This is a genomic window from Neisseria sp. HMSC067G12, from assembly GCF_001812725.1.
Classification (GTDB): domain Bacteria; phylum Pseudomonadota; class Gammaproteobacteria; order Burkholderiales; family Neisseriaceae; genus Neisseria; species Neisseria perflava.
Genome location: NZ_KV810199.1, coordinates 66,430 through 84,871, shown reverse-complemented (window position 1 = coordinate 84,871; position 18,442 = coordinate 66,430). Strand labels below are relative to the sequence as shown.

At 48.9% G+C, this 18,442-nt stretch carries 18 protein-coding genes; 10 read left to right on the top strand and 8 right to left on the bottom strand.

Annotated features, from left to right (window positions below):
- Positions 1 to 46 precede the first annotated feature (46 nt).
- The 3 genes from rlmB to HMPREF2871_RS04620 form a co-directional block, all read right to left on the bottom strand.
- On the bottom strand, positions 47 to 796 hold the full coding sequence (gene rlmB / locus HMPREF2871_RS04630; RefSeq protein ID WP_004520319.1) for a 23S rRNA (guanosine(2251)-2'-O)-methyltransferase RlmB: 750 nt from the start codon (positions 794 to 796) through the stop codon (positions 47 to 49).
- A gap of 62 nt (positions 797 to 858) precedes the next feature.
- A complete protein-coding gene (locus tag HMPREF2871_RS04625) occupies positions 859 to 1,167 on the bottom strand; it encodes an AzlD family protein (RefSeq protein WP_049335252.1) in 309 nt (102 codons plus the stop codon).
- The gene (locus HMPREF2871_RS04620) at positions 1,164 to 1,874 is read right to left on the bottom strand and encodes an AzlC family ABC transporter permease (protein WP_049335254.1); all 711 of its coding nucleotides are present in this window, start codon (positions 1,872 to 1,874) and stop codon (positions 1,164 to 1,166) included. The genes HMPREF2871_RS04625 and HMPREF2871_RS04620 overlap by 4 nt, the downstream gene beginning before the upstream one ends.
- 102 nt (positions 1,875 to 1,976) lie before the next feature.
- On the opposite strand from HMPREF2871_RS04620, the gene HMPREF2871_RS04615 reads away from it, so the two are divergent.
- Positions 1,977 to 2,951 carry a PhoH family protein gene (locus HMPREF2871_RS04615; protein ID WP_049343602.1) on the top strand — a complete coding sequence of 325 codons (975 nt, stop codon included), beginning with the start codon at positions 1,977 to 1,979 and terminating at the stop codon, positions 2,949 to 2,951.
- A 121-nt stretch (positions 2,952 to 3,072) separates the two neighbouring features.
- On the top strand, positions 3,073 to 4,059 hold the full coding sequence (locus tag HMPREF2871_RS04610) for a malate dehydrogenase (RefSeq protein WP_003680720.1): 987 nt from the start codon (positions 3,073 to 3,075) through the stop codon (positions 4,057 to 4,059).
- Between the two features lie 50 nt (positions 4,060 to 4,109).
- Here the strand turns inward: HMPREF2871_RS04610 and HMPREF2871_RS04605 are convergent, their stop codons facing one another.
- Positions 4,110 to 5,546, bottom strand: coding sequence for an NAD-dependent succinate-semialdehyde dehydrogenase (locus HMPREF2871_RS04605; RefSeq protein ID WP_004520316.1), 1,437 nt, complete (start codon positions 5,544 to 5,546; stop codon positions 4,110 to 4,112).
- 329 nt (positions 5,547 to 5,875) lie between these two features.
- Between HMPREF2871_RS04605 and dnaG the strand changes: the two genes are divergently transcribed.
- Together dnaG and rpoD are read left to right on the top strand one after the other, a co-directional pair.
- Positions 5,876 to 7,648, top strand: a complete 1,773-nt coding sequence (dnaG, locus tag HMPREF2871_RS04600; protein WP_049343604.1) for a DNA primase — start codon at positions 5,876 to 5,878, stop codon at positions 7,646 to 7,648.
- 194 nt (positions 7,649 to 7,842) lie between these two features.
- Positions 7,843 to 9,795 carry an RNA polymerase sigma factor RpoD gene (gene rpoD, locus HMPREF2871_RS04595; RefSeq protein WP_004520313.1) on the top strand — a complete coding sequence of 651 codons (1,953 nt, stop codon included), beginning with the start codon at positions 7,843 to 7,845 and terminating at the stop codon, positions 9,793 to 9,795.
- A gap of 116 nt (positions 9,796 to 9,911) precedes the next feature.
- On the opposite strand, the gene HMPREF2871_RS04590 is transcribed toward rpoD, so the two are convergent.
- Positions 9,912 to 11,264, bottom strand: a complete 1,353-nt coding sequence (locus HMPREF2871_RS04590; RefSeq protein ID WP_049343606.1) for a polynucleotide adenylyltransferase PcnB — start codon at positions 11,262 to 11,264, stop codon at positions 9,912 to 9,914.
- Positions 11,265 to 11,480: 216 nt separating this feature from the next.
- Here HMPREF2871_RS04590 and HMPREF2871_RS04585 point away from each other — a divergent pair, with 216 nt between their 5' ends.
- The 5 genes from HMPREF2871_RS04585 to HMPREF2871_RS04565 all read left to right on the top strand — a co-directional run bounded on the left by HMPREF2871_RS04585 (position 11,481) and on the right by HMPREF2871_RS04565 (position 14,112).
- A complete protein-coding gene (locus HMPREF2871_RS04585) occupies positions 11,481 to 11,666 on the top strand; it encodes a DUF3460 family protein (RefSeq protein ID WP_003680728.1) in 186 nt (61 codons plus the stop codon).
- 12 nt (positions 11,667 to 11,678) lie between these two features.
- Positions 11,679 to 12,347, top strand: coding sequence for a class I SAM-dependent methyltransferase (locus HMPREF2871_RS04580; RefSeq protein ID WP_049343607.1), 669 nt, complete (start codon positions 11,679 to 11,681; stop codon positions 12,345 to 12,347).
- 14 nt (positions 12,348 to 12,361) lie between these two features.
- Positions 12,362 to 13,117, top strand: coding sequence for a tetratricopeptide repeat protein (locus HMPREF2871_RS04575; protein ID WP_004520309.1), 756 nt, complete (start codon positions 12,362 to 12,364; stop codon positions 13,115 to 13,117).
- Positions 13,118 to 13,197: 80 nt separating this feature from the next.
- On the top strand, positions 13,198 to 13,683 hold the full coding sequence (purE, locus tag HMPREF2871_RS04570; protein WP_003686478.1) for a 5-(carboxyamino)imidazole ribonucleotide mutase: 486 nt from the start codon (positions 13,198 to 13,200) through the stop codon (positions 13,681 to 13,683).
- 96 nt (positions 13,684 to 13,779) lie between these two features.
- Entirely contained in the window at positions 13,780 to 14,112 is a 333-nt protein-coding gene (locus HMPREF2871_RS04565) for a hypothetical protein (protein ID WP_004520308.1), read from the top strand.
- 82 nt (positions 14,113 to 14,194) lie between these two features.
- Here HMPREF2871_RS04565 and HMPREF2871_RS04560 read toward each other — a convergent pair whose 3' ends face one another.
- On the bottom strand, positions 14,195 to 15,988 hold the full coding sequence (locus HMPREF2871_RS04560) for a 2-isopropylmalate synthase (RefSeq protein WP_049330811.1): 1,794 nt from the start codon (positions 15,986 to 15,988) through the stop codon (positions 14,195 to 14,197).
- Positions 15,989 to 16,214: 226 nt separating this feature from the next.
- Here HMPREF2871_RS04560 and HMPREF2871_RS04555 point away from each other — a divergent pair, with 226 nt between their 5' ends.
- Positions 16,215 to 17,330 carry a methyltransferase gene (locus tag HMPREF2871_RS04555; RefSeq protein ID WP_049343609.1) on the top strand — a complete coding sequence of 372 codons (1,116 nt, stop codon included), beginning with the start codon at positions 16,215 to 16,217 and terminating at the stop codon, positions 17,328 to 17,330.
- Between the two features lie 121 nt (positions 17,331 to 17,451).
- Here the strand turns inward: HMPREF2871_RS04555 and bfr (HMPREF2871_RS04550) are convergent, their stop codons facing one another.
- Positions 17,452 to 17,925, bottom strand: a complete 474-nt coding sequence (bfr, locus tag HMPREF2871_RS04550; protein ID WP_003680736.1) for a bacterioferritin — start codon at positions 17,923 to 17,925, stop codon at positions 17,452 to 17,454.
- Between the two features lie 30 nt (positions 17,926 to 17,955).
- Complete coding sequence (bfr, locus tag HMPREF2871_RS04545) at positions 17,956 to 18,420, bottom strand: bacterioferritin (protein WP_004520304.1); 465 nt, start codon at positions 18,418 to 18,420, stop codon at positions 17,956 to 17,958.
- Positions 18,421 to 18,442: the final 22 nt, after the last annotated feature.

The following is an 18,442-nucleotide window of genomic DNA, read 5'->3' as shown; positions in this document are numbered from 1 at the left end:
AAAAGGCCGTCTGAAAAATATTCAGACGGCCTTTTAATTAAACTTTTTATTTTTCCGATTTCAACACCCGTTGACGGCGGGTTTCACTCAATACCATGCCCGCGCTGACGGAAACGTTCATGCTTTCTACCGTGCCAAACATCGGAATCGATACCAGCATATCGCAATGCTCGCGCGTCAGGCGGCGCATGCCTTCGCCTTCATTGCCCATTACCCAAGCCACGCTGTCAGGCAGGTCGCAGTGGTAAAGGTCGGAGTCGCCGCCCATGTCTGTGCCGACAATCCAAATGCCGTATTCTTTCAATTCACGCAAAGTACGGGCAAGATTGGTTACGGTAATATACGGCACAGTTTCCGCCGCGCCACAGGCAACTTTGCTGACGGTCGCATTCAGGCCGGCGCTTTTGTCTTTGGGCGCAATCACGGCATGTACACCCATCGCATCGGCAGTACGCAGGCACGCGCCAAGGTTGTGCGGGTCGGTAATACCGTCTAATACCAGCAAAAACGGCGGTTCGCTCAGGTTTTCCAACACATCTTCCAAATGAACATGGTTTTTGGAAGCATCGATAAATCCGACCACGCCCTGATGACGCGCCCCTTTGCTGATGGCATTCAGGCGGTCGGCATCAGCAAAATGCACGCGTACGTTTTCAGAGGCCGCTTTATCCAATACATCGCGGGTGCGCGCATCAGATTTGCCCTCTTGGATATAGAGTTCGGTAATCGATTTCGGGTTTTGCCACAAACGGGCATTGACGGCGTGAAAGCCATAGATGAGTCGTTGGTTTGCCATGTTTTTGCTTTATCAAAAAATTTAGATGGCCATTATAACAAGTAAGGCCGTCTGAAAATTTTTTATTTCATCAAATAACCGAGTATGCCCGAAGTGCCAACGCCGATTAATACCGTCACCAACATCGAAAACCGGCTGGCCACCAATACCGTCAAAGCAATGGCAATCAACTCATGCGGTTTGTCCGACACAAAATAAGGCGCAATTACAGAAATCAACACGCAGCCCGGCGCAGCCTCCATCACCACTTGCGCGCGACGGCTCAACATACGGTTGCGCAATGCAAAAAAGCCGATTAATCGGGTTGAATAAGTAACGGCCAACATGCTTAAAAACAGCAAAAACGATTGCAGCGACAACAAATCCTTCATTTTTGCTCTCCCCACACATACGCCGCCAACAAGCCCGACAACGTCCCGGCCGGAACATACCATGCGCCATCCACGGTCAAATAAGTTGCGCACGCCACAATCAAGCTGACAAACCAAGGGCGTGAAGCCGCAAAGCTCTTCCACATACCGCGCAGCAACACTAAAAACACCGCAGGAAACGCCATGCCGAAGCCCCAAGCCGCCACATCGCCGAACATCGGGCCGACTGCCGCGCCAAACGCCGCAAAACCAATCCACGTTACATACAAAATAAAACACACGCCGGCATAAAACGGCATATTGAATGCAGGCAAACCTGCCGCCTTACGCTTTTGAATTTCAGCAAATGCCATTGCCCAGCTTTCATCACACATAAAAAACAGCGCGGGCATCGCCTTTTTCAGCGGCATATCCCTCATATACGGCGCAATCGCCGCACCCATCAGGATATGGCGCGAATTAATCATAAACGTAACTGTTGCAATCAGCATAATTGGCAAAGGATTTGCCCACAAATTGACTGCGGCAAATTCCGAACCTCCGGCAAAGTTCATGCCCGTCATCAACAGCATTTCCAGCCAGCTCATGCCCTTTTGCCCGCCCTGCATGCCCAAAATCAGCGCCCACGGCAACAAGCCGATCAGCATGGGGGAACATTCTTTGATACCGCGCAGAAATTCCGATTGAGGAGAAGCAGTGTGATTCATTTTGATTGAAACGGTTTATTAAAAAGAAGCGACGTATTATAAAGCAGGCCGTCTGAACAAGGGTATAATACGGAAAAATTAGATTTATTTACGGAAACCAATATGACCCACACCGTCCTTCTGCAGTTTGAAGAAATTGACAATACCGTGTTGCAACGCCTGTGCGGCGCGCTCGACAGCAATCTCGAAGCCTTAGGTAAAGCCCTTGATATCCAAATCAGCCGCCGCTTCGAACATTTCACCTTCATGGGCGAACTGGCACACGCCGGCCGCCGTGCCTTGCTGTCGCTTGCCGAAGCCGCAGAAAAAGGCGACTTAGACGACAACGCCATCAGCCTAGCGGCCGTTGAAGCCAAAACCGCAGATGAAAAACACGAAGAGAAACACCACGACCAACAATACTATTTCCGCACCAAACGCGGCAGCATCGGCGGCCGCACCCCGCGCCAAAACGGCTATATCCGCGCCTTGCTCAACCACGATGTCGTGTTCGGCTTAGGCCCTGCCGGTACGGGTAAGACCTATCTTGCCGTTGCCGCCGCCGTCGATGCCATGGAAAAACATCAAATCGAACGCATCGTTTTGGTGCGCCCAGCAGTCGAAGCAGGCGAAAAATTAGGCTTCCTGCCGGGCGATTTGGCGCAAAAAGTCGATCCCTACCTGCGACCGCTTTACGATGCGCTTTACGATTTGATGGGTTTCGACCGTGTAACCAAACTGATGGAAAAAGGTTTGATTGAAATTGCGCCGCTGGCCTATATGCGCGGCCGCACCTTAAATGGCGCGTATGTCATTTTGGACGAAGCGCAAAACACTACGCCCGAACAAATGAAAATGTTCCTGACCCGTATCGGCTTCGGTGCCAAAGCAGTCATTACCGGCGACATCAGCCAAATCGACCTGCCGCGCAACATCAAATCCGGCTTGAAAGATGCACGCGAAAAACTGCGCGATGTAGAAGGCCTGTATTTCCACACCTTCACCAGCGAAGACGTCGTCCGCCATCCTTTGGTGCAAAAAATCGTCGAAGCCTATGAAGCTGCCGAAGAACAAGCCGAAAAGAAAAACGGCGAATAATCTTTTCAAACACTTAAGGCCGTCTGAAAATCAAATTTCAGACGGCCTTACTACATCATTCTCCCCATAATACTGCTATAATCCGAAAATCAAGTAAAACAACGACTTCAAAAGGAAAAATATGACCCTCAAGCCACCCGTCCGAATTGCCGTTACCGGCGCGGCAGGCCAAATCGCCTACGCCACCCTCTTCCGTATCGCCGGCGGCATCATGCTCGGACGCGACCAACCCGTTATCCTACAGCTGCTCGACCTGCCGCAGGCACAACAGGCATTGCGCGGCGTGATTATGGAAATGCAGGATTGCGCCTTCCCGCTCCTTGCCGACATCTTCGCCACAGACGACCCCGAAGTCGCCTTCAAAGATGCCGACATCGCCCTCTTGATTGGAGCGCGCCCGCGTACGCAAGGCATGGAGCGCGCCGACTTGCTGCACGCCAATGGCGAAATTTTCAAAGTACAAGGCGCGGCGTTGAACAAAGTTGCCAATCGCAACGTTAAAGTCCTCGTTGTCGGCAACCCGGCCAATACCAACGCCTACATCGCCATGAAATCTGCACCCGACATCCCTCCGGAAAATTTTACCGCCCTGATGCGTCTCGACCATCACCGCGCCGTCAGCCAAATTGCCGAAAAAATCAACCGCCCGATTACTTCCATCGAGCAAATGTGTGTCTGGGGCAACCACAGCCCGACTATGTACGCCGACTACCGCTACGCCACCAGCAACGGCGAGTCCGTCCAAGACATGATTACCGAACCCGACTGGAACACCGAAGTCTTCATGCCGAAAATTGCCGGACGCGGTGCCGCCATTATTGCCGCACGCGGTTCATCATCCGCTGCCTCTGCCGCCAATGCCGCCATCTACCACCTGCGCGACTGGTTGCTCGGCAGCAGTGGTAAATGGATAACCATGGGCGTTCCATCCGACGGCTCTTACGGCATTCCCGAAGGTTTGATTTTCGGCTTCCCCGTCATTTGTGACGAAGGCAGCTACCGCATCGTCCAAGGCTTGGACTTGTCGGATGAATTCAGCCAAAAACGTATCGCCGCTACGCTGGCCGAATTGGAAGAAGAGCGTTCAGCCATCCAGGATCTACTCTAAAACAAAGGCCGTCTGAAAACCAAATTTCAGACGGCCTTTACTGTACAGCCTTATTCCGCCATATCAATACACAAATATTTCAATTCCAAATATTCGTCCACACCATATTTACTGCCTTCACGTCCCAAACCGCTGCGTTTTACGCCGCCAAACGGTGCTACTTCATTACTGATTAAGCCCGTATTGATGCCGACCATGCCGTATTCCAAGGCTTCGCCGACGCGCCATTGACGGGCGGTGTCAGAGGTAAAAAGGTAAGCTGCCAAACCGTATTCCGTATTGTTCGCAGCCTCGATAACTTCGGCTTCGGTTTCAAAACGGAACACCGGACACAAAGGTCCGAAGGTTTCCTCGCGAGCTACCGCCATTTGCGCCGTAACGCCGCTTAAAACAGTCGGCTCAAAAAATGTTCCGCCCAACGCGCTGCGTTTGCCGCCAGTCAGGCAAACCGCGCCTTTGGAGAGCGCGTCGGCGATGTGCTGCTCGACTTTCTCCACCGCTTTTTCCTCAATCAATGGCCCTTGGTTGACGCCTTCATCCAAGCCGTTGCCCAATTTGAGCGCAGCCACTTTTTCACTTAATTTGCTGCAAAATTCGTCGTAAATGCCGGATTGAGCGTAAACGCGGTTGGTGCAGACGCAGGTCTGACCGCTGTTGCGGAACTTGCTGGCCAGAGCGCCTTCAACGGCTTTGTCCAAATTGGCATCGTCAAACACGATAAACGGCGCATTGCCGCCCAGTTCCAAACTGAGTTTTTTAATGTCTGCCGCGCTGTCGGCAAAAATCTTCGCGCCGACTTCGGTTGAGCCAGTAAAGCTGATTTTGCGCACAGTCGGATTCGTGGCAAATTCATGGCTGATTTCCGAAGCACTACCGCTGACAACAGGCAACAAATCCTGCGGCACGCCGGCTTCATAAGCCAAAACGACCAATGCATACGCACTCAAAGGCGTGAGCGATGCAGGTTTAACTATCATCGCACAGCCCACCGCCAAAGCAGGCGCAGCCTTGCGCGCAATCATCGCAGACGGGAAGTTCCACGGCGTAATCGCAGCGGTAACGCCGACAGGCTGTTTCAGTACAACCAGTTTTTGCGACGCTTTCACACTTGTCAGCACATCGCCGTCAATCCGCCGCGCCTCTTCCGCAAACCAGCGCACAAACGAAGCCGCATAATCAATTTCACCACGCGCCTCAGTCAGGCTTTTGCCCTGCTCCATCGTCATGATACGCGCGAGTTCTTCTTTGTTTTCTTTAATCAAAAAATACCAGCGCCACAACACATCGGCCCGCTCCAACGCAGTTTTTGCCGCCCATAATTTTTGTGCCGCCTCTGCCTTTTGAATCAAAAGCTTCAGGCCGTCTGAATCAGTCTTACGGACAAACGCCAAAGCCTCACCTGTTGCAGGGTTATCAACTTTAATGGCATCTGGAATCGGAGAAAAGGAAATATCGGGATGATTGAGCAAACGTGCAAAATCTTTCATGAGAAACGACCTTTCTAAAACCGAGGATATACGTTCATTATCATATTCATACCATGAAAGCGCAACTGAATCGCAAAATAAGACAACAGCAAAGGTCGTCTGAATATCTTATAGCCGGCCTTTGCTTTAACGACATCATATCTATCTTAATAACGAATGAAATACGATTATTAATACCCTACCTCAAAAGGATAAGACACATGTATTACAACTATTTGCTATAATACAAAACTCATCTCGACCCTCATCTAAAATTCCATTTTCAGACGGCCTTTGTCTGTTTATAAGGCCGTCTGAAATATTTTCCGTCCATCCTCTTCTGCCGAACCATGATTCCATCTGATTTCATTGACGAGCTTTTGTCCAAAGTCGATATTGTCGATATTATCGACGAACAGGTTCCGCTGAAGAAAGGCGGGGCGAACTATATGGCCTGCTGTCCGTTTCATAAGGAAAAGACGCCATCGTTTTCGGTCAGCCCGACCAAGCAGTTTTACCATTGCTTCAGTTGCGGGGCTCATGGTTCGGCGATTGGTTTTGTGATGGAACATCAGGGGCTGTCGTTTCCGGAGGCGGTGCAGTTTTTGGCTGATCGCGTCGGTATGACAGTGCCTAAAGTTCGCGGGCAGGAAGACAACCCCGAAATCCGTGCCGAACGTAAAAAAAAGCAACAAACTTTGGAAGAAACGACGGCGGCGGCGGCGGATTTTTATGCGCAACAGTTGAAATTCAATCCGGTAGCGAAGGCTTATTTAGACAAACGCGGCTTGAGTGCGGAAGTCATCGCGCATTATGGTTTGGGCTATGCGCCTGACGGTTGGCAACCTTTGGCGCAAGTGTTCCAACCCTATCCGAATACTGCGTTGGTGGATACAGGCATGGTCATTGATAACGAAGGCAAACATTATGACCGCTTTCGCCATCGTGTTATGTTCCCTATCCGTAATCCTCGTGGGCAGGTTATTGGCTTTGGCGGCCGCGTATTGGACGACTCCAAACCCAAATACCTGAACTCGCCCGATACGCCTTTGTTTGACAAAGGGAAAAACCTTTACGGGCTATATGAAGGGCGTGCTGCCATAAAAGAGGCAGAACGGATTTTGGTGGTCGAAGGCTACATGGACGTGGTCGCATTGGCGCAGTTCGGCGTCGGCTACGGCGTAGCGGCTTTGGGTACGGCAACCACGGCGGAACATGTCAAAATCCTGATGCGTCAGGCCGACAGTATTTATTTTTGCTTTGATGGCGACAGCGCGGGACGTAAAGCGGCTTGGCGCGCGCTGGAAAATGCGTTACCGCAATTAAAAGACGATAAATCGCTGCATTTTCTATTTCTACCCGAAGAACACGACCCAGACAGCTACATCCGCGCCTATGGCAAGACGCAATTTGAAGATGCCTTGTTAAACCAAAGCAAGCCTCTATCCGAATACTTTTGGGAACATCTTTCAGACGGCCTCAACCTCAATACGCAAGAAGGCAAAGCAGAATTAGTCAAAACCAGTTCTCCGCTTTTGGCTCAGATTACCGCACCGGCATTGGGCTATCTTCTGAAACAAAAACTCAGCGAGCTGGTGGGCATTGACCCTGACAACCTCGCCCAGTTACTCGGACAAGAAGCGCCAAAGCGGCACGTCAAACAAAAAAGTTACAAACTGCCGCCTATTTCTGTCAAACAGCCAACCATGCTGACACTGGTTCAAAGACAGATACGCAGCCTCTTGATAAATCCGGCTTGGGCTTCATATATAGACCTGCCCGATTATCTGGCTTTAAGTGGCGACTTCGCCTGCCTTGCCAATCTGGCCGAAACCATCAAGCATCACGATACGATTCCTGCAACCGCACAAGTGCTTGAATATATGCGCGGTTCGCCCTATGAGGAAACCGTCAATCAAATCTTTTTATCGACCCTTCACTCTGAAGAAATGGAAGGGGATAACGAAGAAGATTGCGAAAGTTTCCAAATCGGCATGAAAAAGTTGTTAAATGAATTAAAATACAGTCAAATCGAAACTTTAAAGCAAAAAAGTATTCAAACTGGTTTGACTGAAAATGAAAAAAGACTATTGCTGTCGCTTTTGACGGCAAAGCAAAACTAACCCCTCAGGCCGTCTGAACAATCTAAACACACGCTGCGAAACATGACACGCAGAACACTCCATCTGTAATATTTTCAGACAGCCTCAGAGTATTAAAGTGAAATCTGATTTCACAACAAAAAGCTCTGCTCCGCCTTCAGGTACGGCCACATCACCGTAAACCGTCGGCATCCTATCAACCTAGAGAGCAATCCATGTCTAAAAACCAAAACTACGAAGAATACCAAGACCAAGATGACAACCGTCCCTTGAGTATCGAAGAGCAGCGCGCGCGTCTGCGCCAACTCATTATCATGGGTAAAGAACGCGGCTACATCACTTATTCTGAAATTAACGACGCTCTGCCCGACGATATGTCCGATGCCGAACAAATCGACAACATCGTCAGCATGATTTCCGGCTTGGGCATCCAAGTAACCGAGCAAGCCCCCGATGCTGAAGACATCCTCTTGAGCGACAACGCCGCCGCCATGACCGACGACGATGCTGTTGAAGAAGCCGAAGCAGCACTCTCCAGCGCAGATTCAGAATTCGGCCGCACAACCGACCCTGTGCGTATGTATATGCGTGAAATGGGGCAAGTCGATCTGTTGACGCGTGAAGACGAAATCATCATCGCCAAAAAAATCGAAAATGCACTGAAAAACATGGTGCAGGCAATCTCCGCCTGCCCGGGTTCGATTGCCGAAATTCTGGCGTTGATCGAGCAAGTCCGCAACGACGAAATCCGTGTGGATGAGGTCGTTGAAGCCATCATCGACCCTAATGAAGTTTTGTTGAACGAATTGGGCTTAGGTCATTTGGAAAATGCCAAACCTGATGATGAAGAAGGTGAAACCGATAGCGATGATGAAGATGGCGACGAGGAAGATGAAGACGATTCAGGTAACGACTCTGAAGCCATATCCGCCGCCCATTTAGCCGAACTGAAACAAAAAGTTTTGGAACACTTCGCCTTTATCGAGAGCGAATACGGCAAAATGATCAAGCAGTTGGAAAAACACGGCAGTCAGCACGCCAACTACCTGAAACACCGCGATGCCATTGCCAACAAACTGTTAGAAGTCCGTTTTGCCACACGTCAAATCGAAAATTTGAGCAGCAACCTACGCAGTCGCGTTGAAAACATCCGCAAACTCGAACGCGAAATCCGCGATATCTGTATCGACCGCGTACGTATGGAACGCGACTACTTCATCGAAAACTTCCTGCCTGCTATTACCGATTTGGAATGGGTTGAAAAAGAAGTAGCCAAAGGCCGTGTATGGGCAAACGCATTGGATCGTTTCCGCCACGCCATCCTAGAAAAACAAGCCGAGCTGGCCAATATGGAAACCGAAACCCGCATTTCCATCGAAGAGTTGAAAGAAATCAACAAAAACATGGTACTGAGCGAGAAAGAAACCTCAGCAGCCAAACAGGAAATGATTCAGGCCAACTTGCGTTTGGTTATTTCCATTGCCAAAAAATACACCAACCGCGGCTTGCAGTTCCTTGATTTGATTCAAGAGGGCAATATCGGTCTGATGAAAGCGGTGGACAAATTCGAATACCGTCGCGGCTACAAGTTCTCGACTTACGCCACATGGTGGATCCGTCAAGCGATTACCCGTTCCATCGCCGACCAAGCGCGTACCATCCGCATTCCGGTTCACATGATTGAAACCATCAACAAAATGAACCGTATCTCGCGCCAATACCTGCAAGAAACCGGTGAAGAACCTGATTCCGCCAAACTGGCCGAGTTGATGGAAATGCCGGAGGACAAAATCCGCAAAATCATGAAAATCGCCAAAGAGCCGATTTCCATGGAAACACCGATTGGCGACGACGACGATTCGCACTTGGGCGACTTCATCGAGGATGCCAACAACGTTGCGCCGGCAGAAGCTGCGATGTACACCAGCCTGCACGAAGTAACCAAAGAAATCCTCGAAAGCCTGACGCCGCGTGAAGCCAAAGTTTTACGTATGCGTTTCGGTATCGATATGAATACCGACCACACTTTGGAAGAAGTCGGCAAACAATTTGACGTAACCCGTGAACGTATCCGTCAAATCGAAGCCAAGGCCCTGCGCAAGCTGCGCCACCCGACCCGCAGTGACCGTCTCCGCAGCTTCCTCGATAGCGAAGAAAACAAATCATAAAAGCAAACCGCAGGTTAAAAATCCTGCGGTTTTTTATTGAAATACGAAGGCCGTCTGAAAAACCAAATCTCAAAAGATTTAATGGTTTCAGACGGCCTTAAATTTATTTTGATAATTTATTCAGTCTCAGTGGTTTTCTTTTTCGGACGGCGGCGGCGACGTTTGGGTTTGCCATCAATTGATCCATTTTGTTTCTGACGCTTGTGATCATTGGCCGCAGTCATTTGCTGACGGGTTTCCTCATCGGCATGTTGGAAAGTTGTCCACCAAGAAGCCATCTCTTTATCAACCTCGCCAACCTCGCTACGCAAAATCAGGAAATCATAAGCGGCTCGGAAACGTGCTTGTGATAGCAGGCGATATGGGCGTGCGCCACGCATATTGTCGAATTGCGGCTGAAATTGCCAAATTTCACGCATGGTGGCAGAAAATCGTTGCGGCACGCCCCAACCTTTTTCCACCGTATCACGCATTGTGTTCATCGCATCCATCAATGCAGGGACTGATTTTTGTCCATGGCTTAGATTGCGTTGCCACATAGCGTTCAGTGTCGGCCACAATACCGCCGCCAATACAAAACCGACAGAAACGGACTTATCCGCACGGATACGCTCGTCGGTATTTTTCAAGGCCAACATAATCATACGTTTGTCGGCCGCTTCTGCAGTTTTCAAAGCATCTAAAAGTGGATGGATGCCTTCGGGAATGCCCAACTCATTTAGCCGCTTCAAACAGGCACGGGAATGGCCTGAAAACAGGATTTTCAGAATTTCATCAAAAAGACGGGCCACCGGCTCATTTTTCAGACGGCCTGCATATTCGGCAATCGGCAAAGCCGTTTGCTCTTCTACTTCAAAACCCAATTTACCCGACAAACGTACAGCGCGAAGAATACGGACTGGGTCTTCCTGATAGCGTTCGGCAGGATCGCCTATCATCACCAATTTTTTATCAGCAACATCAGCCACACCCTGATGGAAGTCCCAAATCTCCTCTTTAATCGGGTCGTAATACAGCGCATTGCAAGTAAAGTCCCGGCGCATGGCATCTTCTTCAATGCTACCGTAAGTATTGTCCTTCATAATGCGGCCTTGCGCATTTTGCTGAACCTTATCGCCACCACGGAACGTTGTTACCTCAATGGTTTCAGGTCCGATCATCACATGAACGATTTGGAAACGACGGCCGATAATGCGGCTGCGGCGGAATACTTTGCGGATTTGCTCCGGCGTGGCATCGGTTGCGATATCAAAGTCTTTGGGTTCGACCCCAAGCAACAAATCCCGAACAGCACCGCCCACAACATAAGCCTGAAAACCGGCTTCATGCAGGCGTTTGGCAATTTTCTCAGCGGCAAAGCTCAACATATCCGCGCGGATACCGTGTTGCTCAAGCGGGATAATTTCCTTTTCAGGCAACGACTTGACGTGTTTTTTAGGCAACACTTTATGCAGCCATTTTTTTAACATAAGCAGCTCTTTTCACAATAAAAAAGGCCGTCTGAAACTTGTCTGGCTTAAGCCTTTGCACAATATTCTGCCGCAGAAGGGGCAAAACATTGAGCAAAGGCTTCAGACGGCCTAAAAAAGACGTGCCATTATACCTTATGGAAGTTCGATTAATTAGCGTATTGACAAAAAATATCGGCTATAATGACGGTCTGACAACGATTCAGGCAGAACATCATGTACCACTACAAATCCGAAGCTACCCAATTCCTCGACAAACTCATGGAAGACAATCCCGAAATGGAAGCGCAACGCCTCGAAAACCGCCATTTGCTGTGGGATGTTACCCTCAATCCGACAGAACAGGCTGAATTTGAAGCGGCCAAAGTCAACAAAAAACCTTACACCTACTACCAAGACTAATCCCGTATCGGCATGACGACCAACACGCATAATACCGATCCGGCATTACAACATTACCTCAACAGCATTGGTCAAACCGAACATCCCGTTTTGACCGCATTGCGCGGGCGTACCCAATTACATCGTCTGGGAAAGATGGCCATCGCCCAAGAGCAGGCAGCCATGTTGGTGTGGTTGGCCAAATTATTGAATGCTAAAAAATATTTGGAAGTTGGTGTCTTTACCGGTTACAGCAGCACCGCCATGGCGCTTTCCCTCCCCGAAGACGGCAAAATCACGGCTTGCGACATTAATGTAACCTTTACCGATATTGCCCGAGAAACATGGCAGGCAGCAGGTATAGCGCATAAAATCTCGCTTCATCTGCAACCAGCTTTGCTGACTTTGGACGATTTGATTGCGCAAGGCGAATCGGAAAGCTACGACTTGGCACTTATCGATGCCGACAAACCGCCTACGCCAAAATATTTCGAACGCTGTTTGCAACTGGTACGGAGTGGCGGCGTGATTGCCATCGATAATATCTTGTTGGGTGGGCGCGTCATGAATGAAGCTGCCGAAAATGATCCGCCAAGCTTGGATATCCTGCGCCATTTCAACCAAAATCTGCCGCGCGATACACGCATTATTCCCATTACCCTGCCTGTCGGCGACGGTTTGACACTGCTACTAAAAAAATAAAACGACACAATCCGATGAAAACATTATCACATTCCCTGTTTCTTTTGCCGCTTACTCTATTGGCCACATCGTGCGCCGTTTCCCATCCTCTTCAACCAGCCGATAATCCTAACTTCGTCCTGCCGGATATTCCGCGTGAGCCTTTGCCTGAAAAAAGTATTCCCTATCCGCGTTTGGACGCACAAACCCAGATTGACCACTTAGGTATACAAATTGCCCGACTGGAACGCACGGTTGAAGAATTAAATCAACGCTTGCACACATTGGAACAACAACGGACTATCAAACGTCCGACTACTTCTGCTTCCAATCCCAAAGCCCAGCGATTGGACGACCGCAAGCTGAAAATGAACTATTTGGCAAATGGCGGCGGCGTGCCGTCTGAAACAGACTCAGCCGCACAAAACGAATTACGCCTTTATAATCAGGCGCAAAAATACTATCAGCGTAACAACTATTCCGCCGCAGTGGCCATTTTGAAAGAGGCTGACGGCGGCAATGGCAGCGAAATTGCCCGCCGCAATATGTACCTGCTCCTGCAAAGCCAACAACGTCTGGGCAACTGCGAATCCGTTATCGAAATCGGCAACCGCTACGCCAACCGATTCCGCAACAGCCCGCAAGCTCCCGATGCCATGTACAGCATCGGCCAATGCCAATACAAACTGCAACAAAAAGACATCGCCCGCAGCACATGGCGCAAACTGATACAAAGCTTCCCCAACAGCGAAGCGGCAAAACGCGCTTCCATCAGTCTCAAACAAAGATAAACGTTCAGACGGCCTTGTCATCCCCAAGGCCGTCTGAATATTTTTTTACCCTTAATCCATTCAAGCAAAAGGAACTCTTCATGATCCAAGTCGGCATTATTATGGGCAGCAACAGCGATTGGCCGGTGATGCAGCAGGCAGCACAATTTCTCAAAGAATTCGGCGTTGAATACGAAGCGCGTGTCGTCTCTGCACACCGTACGCCTGATTTGATGTTTGAATACGCCGAAACCGCACGCGAACGCGGCATCAAAGCCATCATTGCCGGCGCAGGCGGCGCAGCGCATTTGCCAGGCATGGTTGCAGCCAAAACCACGGTGCCCGTCTTGGGTGTTCCCGTGCCCAGCAAATATCTGCGCGGCGAAGACTCCCTGCTTTCGATTGTACAAATGCCCAAAGGCGTTCCTGTTGCCACATTTGCCATTGGCGAAGCCGGTGCGGCCAATGCAGCGCTGTTTGCTATTTCACTTTTGGCCAATGAAAATCCTGAATTGGCTGAAAAATTGGCGGCTTTCCGTGCCAAACAAGAGCAAACCGTTCTAGCCATGGAATTGCCTGAAGCATAACTGACAAAGGCCGTCTGAAAGTTGTAAAGGGAAACTTTGATTTCGTTTTACGATTGTTTAGACGGCCTTAGTGTTTTATCAAATTGAATTAATGCCATGAAAACCCTAGCATTCATCCTACTCTCCACCCTGCTTTGCGCCTGCCAAAGCCCAAGTACTCCTACTCAATCAACTGCCATCCCATCTCAGCAACAAGCCCAAGATACAAATGGAAACCTGATTATCTTCTATGATGCCCAAACCGGTTCTGCGCCATTGCTAAAAGCAGTGAAAACCTCGGGTGCAAGTTTGATTTATGAATACAAAAACCTGAACGGCATTGCTATTCGTCCGTCTTCCAAGACCAAGATTGAAGATGCCATTGCCTATTTCAAAAAAATAAATGGCGTATTGTCGGTCGAACAAGACCGACTGCTTAAACTTCAATAAATAAACTATTTTCTAACCAAATAAAAAAGGCCGTCTGAAACGTATCACTACGATTTCAGACGGCCTTAACCTTTTCAATAAATTAAATCATGCCTCTGCCTTGCGCTTTTGGCTTGGCTTGGCCGAATTCCAATTTACTCAGCGCAGATAAATAGGCTTTGGCAGTTGCCACCAATACGTCGGTATCCGCACCTTGGCCGTTGACCACACGGTCGCCACGTTGCAGGCGGACGGAAGTTTCGCCTTGGCTTTCTGTACCTTGAGTTACCGCATTGACAGAGTAAATCTGCAAGGTTGCGCCACTTTGTGCTACGCTTTCAATGGCTTTGAAGATGGCATCAACAGGGCCTGAGCCGCTAGCGGAAGCGTGTTTTTCTTCACCGCGAATACTGAACACAATATCGGCGCGCGGCTCTTCACCAGTTTCAGTGCTGATTTTTTGGGAAATGAATTTGTAGCTTTCGGTATTCATATTGCCCATTTCGTCAGACACCAAAGCGTGCAGGTCTTCATCAAAGATTTCGCGTTTCTTATCCGCCAGCTCTTTGAAGCGTGCAAATGCCGCATTCAACGCCTCTTCACTTTCCAACTCAATACCCAAATCTGCCAGCTTGGTTTTGAAAGCATTACGGCCGGAGAGTTTACCCAAAGTCAGGCGGTTGGTTGACCAGCCAACTGATTCGGCAGTCATGATTTCATAGGTTTCAGGGTGTTTCAACACGCCGTCTTGGTGGATGCCTGATTCGTGTGCAAAGGCGTTTGCGCCGACTACTGCTTTATTTGGCTGAATCGGATAGCCGGTAATAGTAGATACCAGTTTGGATACTGGCACGATTTGCGTGGTATCAATGCCGGTTTCCAAGCCGAAAAGGTCGTGGCGCACTTTCAACGCCATCACGATTTCTTCAAGGCTGGCATTACCCGCACGTTCACCCAAACCGTTGATGGTACATTCCACCTGGCGCACGCCTGCCTGAACAGCGGCCAGCGAGTTGGCAACCGCCATACCCAAGTCGTTGTGGCAGTGGGTCGACCAGACTACTTTGTCGCCGTTGGGCACGCTTTTGATGATGTTACTGATACGCTCGTACCATACGGAAGGGATGGAGTAGCCGACAGTATCGGGAATATTGATGGTGGTTGCGCCTGCCTCGATAACCGCCGTAAAGATTTTGGCGAGAAAGTCCAAATCCGAACGCACGGCGTCTTCGGCGGAAAATTCCACATCGTCAGTATATTCTTTGGCAATTTTTACCGCTTTGACCGCCGCATCGATGACCTGCTGCGGCTTCATTTTCAGTTTGTGCTCCATGTGGATGGGGCTGGTGGCGATAAAAGTGTGAATACGTTTTTTCGGAGCAGGGGAAACAGCTTCGCCTGCTTTGCGCACATCGTTTTCAACGGCACGCGCCAATGAGCAAACTGTAGATTTAGTAATGATTTTGGCAATCGCATTAACCGATTCAAAATCGCCCGGACTGGCTGCTGCAAAACCTGCCTCAATCACATCGACACCCATCTTTTCCAACTGGCGGGCAATACGGATTTTCTCCTCTTTGGTCATGGATGCGCCGGGGGACTGCTCACCGTCGCGCATGGTGGTATCGAAAATGATAACGCGGTTGGTTTGTGTCATTTCTGTTCTCTCCAGAGATTCATTTTTTTGTAAAAAAGCATTCAAATCAAGCGGTCTGCCTTGCGCTTCCGCCAAAGCGGTCAGTTTTTGCAACTGAGCCAAAGGCAGGGACCCGCGTGTACGCCATTTGTAGATAGCCGCTGTGGTCGCAGCATTTTCCGGGTCGTGCTGTTTCAGAGCTTCGGCCAGCGCGTTTACGCCGCCAAAATAGGCAACCAAACGGTCAATGTCTAATTGCATGATGTTCCTTGTCCAAATCTGATTAAGATTATTGTGTTCTGGTTTTGCATTATACTCATTTTAGACAAAACGACAATCTATTTTTATCAAAATATTGGTATAAATTTTAAAACTTGAGAAATTTTTATACATTTTGTCTAATTTGGACTATTAAAAGCTCCTCTCAAACCGAACACATCCTAAATATAGTAAACTAATCCCCTATTTCCCCGATTTGAAACACATTATGCCCCATACCATCCCTACCAACCGCTCCGACATCGAATGGCGCAACGAAAGTACACAAAAGCCACCCAAGCAGGCGGTTTACATACAAGAAGCAGGCGCAACAGAAATCTTAAAAAATGCCCACGCGCAAACTGCAACTGTTTGGACTGGCGATTTTCACAATGCCAAGCAAGTCTTATCTGCAATGAAAAAACGTATCCGCAGGCCGTCTGAAAAAAAGAAAGGCGCACCTGCCGATATTCAGACAGCCTTTCATGCCCACCGTATGAAACAGGCGCAACAAAGCCGTTTGCTCAATATGCTTGCCATCGAAATCCAACCTAATTTTCAACTGGACAATGCACGCGCACCCGACATCTACGCCGCCTTGTGCGATGTTTACGACACACTAAACGACAAACCGTTTCTTTTGCCGCTAAATCAATTATTGGGTTTTATCGGTGCACACGAATGGCACAAAAAAGGCATAGACATTCCTCAGCTTGATGGAAAAATCCATGTTCCTTTCGGCGTATTCTCTCCACTGCGCGGCGAGTATTTGGATTTAATCACACAAGCCCCACTCGCTCCCCATATTCAGACGGCCTTTGACATCGGCACCGGCTCAGGTGTTATTGCCGCAATTTTGGCCAAGCGAGGCATACCCGACATCATTGCCACAGACACCAACCCAAAAGCAATAGCCTGCGCCACAGCAAACCTTGAGCGTCTAAGCCTGGATAAAGCTGTCAACATCCAATCGATTGATTTATTTCCCGAAACTTGCGCCGACCTTATCGTCTGCAATCCGCCTTGGCTGCCGGCAAAACCGACCTCTGCTATTGAGACTGCCCTTTACGACCCCAATCATGCCATGCTGACTGCGTTCCTCAACGGCGTACGCCAGCACTTAAATCCAAACGGCGAAGCTTGGCTGATTATTTCCGACTTGGCAGAACACTTGCATTTGCGCGATAAAGACTTTCTAAACCAATGCTTTCAGACGGCCTCGCTCAATGTAGTCGATATTTTGAAAACTAAACCGCACCACAAAAAAGCAATAGATGAATCCGATCCTTTGGCGTTTGCCAGAAACAAGGAAACTACTTATCTATACTGTTTGAAAGCGATATAAAATCAAGGCCGTCTGAACATTCAGACGGCCTTTAAGCATTTCCATAAAAGAAAACGGCATATCCGTAAAGATATGCCGTTGATGGGAGCAGGGACTGCTATATTTGGCAGTGGTTTGTGTTTTAGTCCTCTTGCGCCGCTGTTTGCAGGTAGTTTGGCAAACCAACTTTGCCAATCAATTCCTGCTGAGTTTCAAGCCAGTCGATGTGTTCTTCGTTGATGTCTTTTTGTTTTTCCAACAAATCACGGCTGACGTAGTCTTGTTGCTCTTCTGCAAGAGCGATGGCTGCAACCAGAGCATCATGTTTTTCATACTCTTTTTTCAGATCGCAGGCAATGATTTCCTCGGTAGATTCACCGATCAACAGTTTACCCAGTTCTTGCAGATTAGGCAGGCCTTCCAAGAATAAAATACGCTCGATCAAATCGTCTGCGGATTTCATTTCGCGGATGGATTGTTTGAAGAAGTGTTCGCCCAATTCTTCAAAGCCCCAGTTTTTCAAAATGCGGGCATGCAGGAAGTATTGGTTAATGGTAATCAGCAACAAACCTAAGTTTTTGTTCAGCTCGCGAATAACTAAGCGATCGCCTTTCATATTCAGCTCCTTAATATGTTATACGCTAGATTACAGTTGGCTTTGGTAGTAGTTGCCTTCGCCGACCAATTCGATCAGACGCAGTTGTTGTTCCAACCAGTGAGCGTGATCTTCTTCAGTGTCTTTCAGTTGGGCAATCATCAAATCGCGGGTAACGTAGTCTTGAGCTTCTTCGCACAATTTGATGCCTTTTTTCAGCGCATCGCGTACTTCGTATTCAGTGTTCAAGTCTGCTTTCAGACAAGAGATTACGTCAGTACCGATGTTCAGTTCGGCACGTGTCATTTTAGGAGTACCGCCCAACATCAGGATACGACGGATGAAGTCTTCGGCGTGAGTGGTTTCTTCTTCCATCTCGTGGTTCAAACGTTCGAACAGTTTGGTGTAACCCCATTCAGAGTACAGGCGAGAGTGGATAAAATATTGGTCGCGAGCAGCCAACTCACCAGACAATAATTCGTTCATGTAATCAATAACTGCTTGGTTGCCTTGCATAATTCTTTCTCTTTCTTTTAAA